This is a genomic window from candidate division WOR-3 bacterium, assembly GCA_016926475.1.
Lineage (GTDB): Bacteria > SDB-A > SDB-A > SDB-A > SDB-A > JAFGIG01.
In genome coordinates this window covers 1-6,985 of the sequence record JAFGON010000025.1, presented here as the reverse complement: position 1 = coordinate 6,985, position 6,985 = coordinate 1, and the positions used below count along the sequence as shown (strand labels likewise).

Below are 6,985 nucleotides of genomic sequence, written 5' to 3'. Positions count from 1 at the left end.
GTTAAAAACTGGTTCAATTTCTAAAGAGATGAAATCTTATTTTGAAAAAATAAATGAAATAAGGTTCGAACAAAAAGGCATATCTGATTCCATGAATTCAATATACGGGAAAATGGAAACTCTTTCAGGATACATGGAGATGTTTAAGAGAGAAAGAAGCTCCATGTTTGAGACTAAAAACATTATATCCGACGATTTAGCAGAGATTACGGAAATGCTTAAACAGATAAGGCTGGAAAATGAAAAATTGAAAAAAGAAAGCGAGGATATTCGTTCTGAGACTGCTAAATTGCGAAACAAATACAACTCTGAAAAAGAGTCATATCAACTATCGCAAAAAAATATAGCAGTATTGAAGGAAGAAATAGACATACTCGGAAAGAAAAAAAGATCAACTCTCGATGAACTGAACTTGATTGAGAAATCAATAAACGGGGCAAAAGACAACAACACAAAGCTTCTTTTCACGATTTCCGAAACAATGAACAAGAAAAAAGAAATCGAAAAGGGCGTAGAAGAGGGAATGAGAAGTCTTTCAAAAATAAAAAAACAGAATGAATACTTGACTCTTCAAAAAACCAAATTGGAAAATGATTGTGAAGAGCTGAATAAATACAGAAAAAATCTAGAGTCGAAAGTTCCTTCTGAAAGCATAAAAGAATTTGAGGATTCAGACCGAAGGAGGTTTGAAGAGACAATAGAAAATCTAAAAAACCAAAATTCTATCCTCTCTGAAGAACTTTCTGATTTGAGAAGCAAAATTGAATCATACCCAGACGTTCAAACCTCTAAAGATTATGAACCGATAACTTTTGGAGACGCTGAAACGGCACAATCGGACATTGGCGAAATAAAAAAGAAGGTGTCTGAACTCACTCAAACGGTGGAAAATCTGGAAAAAAGGAAAAAGGAACTGGAAAATTATCTCACGGAAAAGAATAACGCGAAAAAGAAGAAATCAGGACAAGACGTTTTCATAGATGAAGACAAAACGATTAATTTCAGTTTATGATTCAGTCTCTTCTAATTTTCATTTTTACAAGCGTCTTAAACAGCCCCCAAATTGCAAGGCTGCAATACAGAGGCGGAGATTGGTACAACAACCCTTCATGCTTAGTTAATTTGATTGCAGAGGCTAACGAAAGGTTAAGCTTGGATTTATCAACTCTTGAAATATCTCTAAACATAGAAGACGCTCTTAAAGAACGAACGCGAATGGTTTTTATGACAGGTCACGGCGGTTTGGAGGTTTCCGAAGAGGAGAAGGCGGCTTTCAGAAGCTACTTAGAACAAGGCGGGTTCATATATATTGATGACGATTATGGGTTTGATAAGGATGTGAGGGATTTTATCTCCGAGACTTTTCCCGATTTGGAATTTGAGAGGATACCTTTGGACCACATTATTTACAGATGGCCATACTGTTTTACCTTGGGGTTGCCCAAAATCCACATGCACGACGGAAAAGATCCTGAAGGTTGGGGCATAGAAATGGATGGCAGATTGTGTCTATTCTATACCTACGAAAGCAATATATCAGACGGCTGGGTTGATTTCAGAGTGTATCGTGATCCTGAAGAAATAAGAGAACAGGCTTTCAAAATGGGCATAAATATTATAAGCTATGCCATGACTCATTAAAGAATTTTATGAATATACGGTTTGAAAAAGAAAGCATTGTCCCGGAAGACTTTGTAATTAGAGCGAAAAAAATTATATCGAAATCCGAAGATGAATTTCCCACGAGAGTTATGTGGGATTTGGTTTCTGAAACGCTCTATTCATGGGACAAAGCTTCAACTGCTACCTTTGTCGTATCCAAAGATGTTTTTGAGGAAGAAAAAAAGATTGGAGTCGTTTTTTGCGTCGCTTCAAGCGACTGGGCGGGTATGTCGGAAGCGTGTGTTGGAGTTATACATTCCCGAAAATTCAACATTACGAGGCTCGCGGCTTTTGTCGTCGACATACCAGATGACGACAAGACCGAAAATGTCGGCTTGATATTGATGTACATAAAACCGGAAGACGGTGAACTGAGAAAAGCCCTTTTTGAAGAAAAAGACAGCATCACAAGAACGCTGAATTTCGCTTCCTGGGGCATGACCGGCACTACAGCCCTTGTAGCTTCGGAATCAGGAAAAGTAGAAATGATGGCGAGAGTTGTTCAATATCTCGAAGAAAAGTTAAAGGACAGGGAAGAAGTAAAGAAGAAAATTACGGCTCCGGAAGGTGAAATAGCTAAATTCTTCGCCAGCCGTTCAACTGAGTATCTCAGAGAGAGGACGACAAAACAGATCGGGGATCAGATACTTATTAATTTTCAATTGGTGAACAGGGTCAGAGAGACGGAGCAAGGCGCTTTATCCGTCGAAAACCTGACCACCAACAGAGAAGAGTTGACATGCATCACAGCCGCGGCTTTTCAGCAGAATTTGACCTTGGATGACATTTTACTCAGGATTGATCAATCCGTTCAGAAAGCGCAGAGAAAATTTGACAAGACTTTCATAACAAAAGACGGAATAAAAGTAATCAGACTTGAAATAAGCAGTTCTGATGGCAATTTCTACGTCGGAGATGATTTGGAAAGGTTGAAAAAAAATATGATGAAAGCCCTGAGCAAGCTTCCTTCATCAAATTACATGAATTTTAAGAATTATCTCGCCGGAGGGCAGGAACATTATTCAAGAGCAATAATACCGCTCCTCGTAAAAGAGTTTGGAAATTCGAAAACATCACAAATATATGTTTCGATGGTGTTCTCAAACGAATTTTCAGTTCATTTTAAAATCGTCATGGTTGACTCCAAATCCTGCATTACAAAAGAATTCGAGATAAAATTCATCGAGGATATAGAAAAAATCCCAGGATTTTTCGTCACCAATTTCATACCCGCGAAAAATTACGGTGACATCTGCGTCTTTATGTTCGATCTTCAATGCGACCTCGACGTTTTTGTATCGGAAGAAGAAGCATACAAAAGACTAAAGGAATATTTCAGCGAAACTTTTGAGTCGTACAGAGACTTTACTGAAGGAATGCAGAATGTTTTTGTTTCAAAACTTATGGAAGTAAAAAATTATCTCGTTGGTTACGATCAAAATCTTGTCTATGAAATATATTTTTCCATCGAGGGATTCCATAGATTTGAAACCCCTGTTGAGATTCTCGCCCAGGAGATTAAAGCAGGCATAGACGCTCTAAACCTAGCAAAGGAATCAATCCAAAAAAGAGCAAGTGTGATAGAGGAAATTGACAGGGAGGGAAAATCAAAATCGGACAATGTAATTGTTTCAATGGCTACCAAAGAAAAAGAACTGCTGATGAAGTGCGCGGGCATTATACTCCGAAAATACGAAGTCAATCTTTGCAAATTAAACCACGAACCTTATTACGTAGTGATAATGAATATATCGCTTAAAAACGGGTTTTTCCCTGAAGAAGACAAACAACTTGTTGAACGTTTTTGCGAGGGGGAAGATATAAAGGTCTTGAAGCTCAAAAAATTCGATTTAAAAGAAAATTAATCCGTTTATTCAAGGAAAAAACTCTCCAAAATATCTTTTATTGCAGTTTCTCCACCGCTCATGTTCTTATTGCAAACCATGACAGCGAAAATAGTTGGTGGTTCTGAAAATACAATTCCGCTTTCATAAACCTTACCGGTTACTGTCCCCGTCTTATGAGCTGTCTGCCATTTATTCGTAATACTTACAGGGATTCTGCCCAAGTGTTTGGCGGAAACAAGAAAATCTATCATCGTCTTTCGCGCGTATTCTGTAATGCCTTCACCTGAGAGGAGTTTTCTGTAAAAACTGCAGACATCAGATGCTGTTGTCAGGTTGTCGATTCCCTTTTCGTGAGCGGGAATGTCCATTACTTTTCTCAGAATTTTAGTCTTTTTCATGCCCCATTGATAAGCTTCACGGTTTATCCTCGACAGAGGCAGATTTTCCATCAAAATGCATGTCGCCTGGTTGTCTGAGTTGACGATCATTTTTTCAGTCAATTCAAACAGTGAATACTGCCTGTCTTCAAGAGTATTTTCGACCGAAAAGGTTTTACCGGCTATATGGCTTTCGAAGGTGTTTTTTGGCCTTACCAAGGAAGATAGAGTTATTGAACCTTCGTTTTCCGATGAAAACAAAGCCGCCATGACTGGAAGTTTCATCAAGCTCGCGCTGTGCATCAACTTATTTTGATTGACAGCTAAAACTGTCTTTCCCGGTGGGCGCTCAAACGAAACGCAGAAGGAACTACGTGGGATATTCCCCAGAATTTTTAAAGTTCTTTCAAAGGGAGACATCGATTTCCACCCAGCTTATCAAACCCTGTCGGACTTCTAATGTCCATTTTTGTGACTCTCTGCCCGTGTGTTTGATGTTTATTTCGTAAAAACCAGGTAAAACTCCGTCTATGAAAAAATTCTCGCCGAGTTCAGGGTCGCTGATAATGCCTCTGGGGTAAGTTTCAGCGTAAATAAATGGAGTTTCGACGTTGTCGGGTTTGAAAACGCCGTAGATTTTAGCCCCTTCGAGAAGAACTCCGTTTTCGGTTATGATTCCAGCCACCGCCCCTGTTCCCTCTCCGGGTTTTATCCAAATTAAAGGGTTCACGGAAAAATAGGAACCGTGGTTGTCTATTCTTGCCTCGAGATGTAGATGGTCGTTTGTCGCTCTTCCGGTGCGGCCAACGTAACCTAAAGTGTCTTTTGCCCTGAAGTTATCGCCTTTTCCCAGGCTTGAAAGCTCTGCCAGATGGGCGTGCATGAAAATCGCTCCGAATTCGTCGGGGTGATTGAAATACCTCACTGTGATGTAGTTTGCCCCCGTGGATGAAGTTCCCGCGGATACTACTTCGCCGTCGAAACCTGCTGTTATGGGAGTGTAAGCGGGGTTGTTGAAATCGATACCTTTATGAATTCTGAGTTTGCCGTCAAAAGTCGATGCAAAGAGATAAGTCTGATCAGGTGAAATGTTGAAACCCGCGGGAAAAGGAGGGTCTATAAAGGGGTGGGGGTATTCCCTGAAAGTATTGACGATTTCATTTTCTGCCTGCTCTGAGCTCGGAAGAGAATCGGAAAACAAGCCAAGGGGTGTGCCAAAAAGCCATTTTCCTTTGAAGTTGCATATTGAGTAAACAGGACAATTCCCGTATTCGAATATTTTTCTCAAGTATTTTCTGTCGTATATTTCTACGCCTTTGAAGGTGCCGACCCAGATATAGGCGGAATCCACATAAAAACAGTAAACAGGCGGGGTTTTACCTACTAGATGCCATAAAAAACCGTCGAAAAGCCATATTGCTGAATCGGTTCCCACGAGAAGCGATTCAGAGAGGAAAAAAAGATTTTTGTTGTGCGATAATGAGTCCGGGAAAAGAAGGTTTTCAGCCTGGCCGTTTGATCTGATGAAAAAAACGCCTGAGAGATTTGAAGTCGAGGATAATTCGCCGTTTACGGCTATATCTAAAGTATAGGAAGCTTTTCCCCTTTGAAAAAAATCCCACGGTTTTATGCCGGATCTTAGGGTTTCACAGAGACCGTCTGAAAAACCCGCGATAAGTTTACCCAGATAAAATTCCATTGACGAACAATACTGCCTGTTAGGACCCATTTTTGAAAATCCCCATCTTTCCGACCAACTTCTTCCTATCAAAAGCATTCCCGAACCGCAGGTGGAGAAAACGTAATAGTCGCCAAACTTGACGCCGTCGGTGAGAAAAAAATCTTCTGTTCCGTTTACAATAGAAAGAGATTCCGGAGAACAGCCCTTCCATGCTCCGTTTTCAGAGGTCACGACGAGGATAGTATCACTGGAAACTCGGCGTATTTGCGCTATTCGGTATCCCGGAAATACAACGGAGACTATCAGCGAAAATACTAAAATTGCCATTTTCTATGTATAACAACATATCCCGGCAAAATCTACAGCAATTTTGTTTGAAGTATTCCGACAATTCTGATAATATTTTTATTTCTGTGTTTCCATATTAAATTTTTCGTTTTGAGGAGGTTTAATGGCTATTGACATAATTCAAAAGATAAAAGAATCAGAGGAAAAAGCGGAAAAAATAATCTCTGAAGCGCAGAACAAAGCTGACAAAAAAATAATCGAAGCTGAAGAAGAGGTCAGAAACGAGATAAAGAAAATTCAAGGGTCTTATAAAAAAAGACTTGAAGAATCTCTCAAAACTGCCGAAGAAGAATCACAAAAGACAATCTCCAACATGAGGATAAAATTCGAAAATGAAATAAAAAACATCAGGAGTTCTTCCAAGAATAATTCGTCAAAAGCAGTAGAGAAAATTTTAAAAGAGGTGGGGTTTTGATTGAGCATTGAACTCATGTCAAAAGTCAGGATTGTAGGATCCACAGCCCAAGAGGAAACTTATCTAAAAAGACTGCAAGCGCTCGGAATTATTCAAATAGAAGATGAAGTTTCCGTTAAAGTCAAAGAAGCTCTTGGAGACTACAAAGATGAAACACGAACCAAAGACTCTTCAAATATTCTTTCGGAAATAAAAAGCGCCGAGAGCTTTTTGGATAAATACAGTGTCCCGAAAAGCTTTCTCCAGAGCGTCGTCGGGGAAAAACTTGTCCTTAAGACAAAAGAGCTTTTAAAAATCGTCGAAGATTTTGACTATAAAGATGTCGTCCTTCAGGTCCGTGATATTGAAGAGAGGATGTCTTCTCTCAAAGACAGAGAGGAAAAGGCAAGAGAGAGCTTGGATCTTCTGGAAAATTGGAGAGACATGGACAAACCGCTGGAAGAAATCACTAGCGGTATTTTTTACGAGACCTCAGCTGGATACATCCCTTCCAAATACGAAAACCCAGATATCTCTCCCGGTGTTTCTCAGACTGTCCAAAAAAATTCAAGACAGAATTCTGTTCTCGTTATATGGAAAAAAGAAGACAGGGAGGAAGTTGTTCAAAAACTAAAAAGCTTGGAATTTGAAAAAGTGGATTTAAGCCGTTACAGAG

Annotated in this window: 7 protein-coding genes; 5 read left to right on the top strand and 2 right to left on the bottom strand. The window is 39.6% G+C overall.

What is annotated here, in order from left to right; genetic code table 11:
* The 3 genes from JXA84_02550 to JXA84_02540 all read left to right on the top strand — a co-directional run.
* Window positions 1–1,012, top strand: a 1,012-nt coding sequence (locus JXA84_02550; protein ID MBN1150083.1) for a hypothetical protein, incomplete at its 5' end; no start/stop codon positions are given.
* Window positions 1,009–1,641, top strand: coding sequence for a DUF4159 domain-containing protein (locus JXA84_02545; GenBank protein MBN1150082.1), 633 nt, complete (start codon window positions 1,009–1,011; stop codon window positions 1,639–1,641). The genes JXA84_02550 and JXA84_02545, both read left to right, overlap by 4 nt.
* Before the next feature lie 8 nt (window positions 1,642–1,649).
* Window positions 1,650–3,527 (top strand): hypothetical protein, encoded by a 1,878-nt coding sequence (locus JXA84_02540; protein ID MBN1150081.1) that lies wholly within the window; start codon window positions 1,650–1,652, stop codon window positions 3,525–3,527.
* A 5-nt stretch (window positions 3,528–3,532) separates the two neighbouring features.
* Here JXA84_02540 and JXA84_02535 read toward each other — a convergent pair whose 3' ends face one another.
* Window positions 3,533–4,189, bottom strand: a complete 657-nt coding sequence (locus tag JXA84_02535; protein ID MBN1150080.1) for a serine hydrolase — start codon at window positions 4,187–4,189, stop codon at window positions 3,533–3,535.
* A 103-nt stretch (window positions 4,190–4,292) separates the two neighbouring features.
* Window positions 4,293–5,894, bottom strand: a complete 1,602-nt coding sequence (locus tag JXA84_02530; protein MBN1150079.1) for a M23 family metallopeptidase — start codon at window positions 5,892–5,894, stop codon at window positions 4,293–4,295.
* Between the two features lie 124 nt (window positions 5,895–6,018).
* Here JXA84_02530 and JXA84_02525 point away from each other — a divergent pair, with 124 nt between their 5' ends.
* Together JXA84_02525 and JXA84_02520 are read left to right on the top strand one after the other, a co-directional pair.
* On the top strand, window positions 6,019–6,330 hold the full coding sequence (locus JXA84_02525) for a hypothetical protein (GenBank protein ID MBN1150078.1): 312 nt from the start codon (window positions 6,019–6,021) through the stop codon (window positions 6,328–6,330).
* Window positions 6,331–6,985 (top strand): hypothetical protein (locus JXA84_02520; GenBank protein MBN1150077.1); only part of this gene is annotated, 655 nt, incomplete at its 3' end.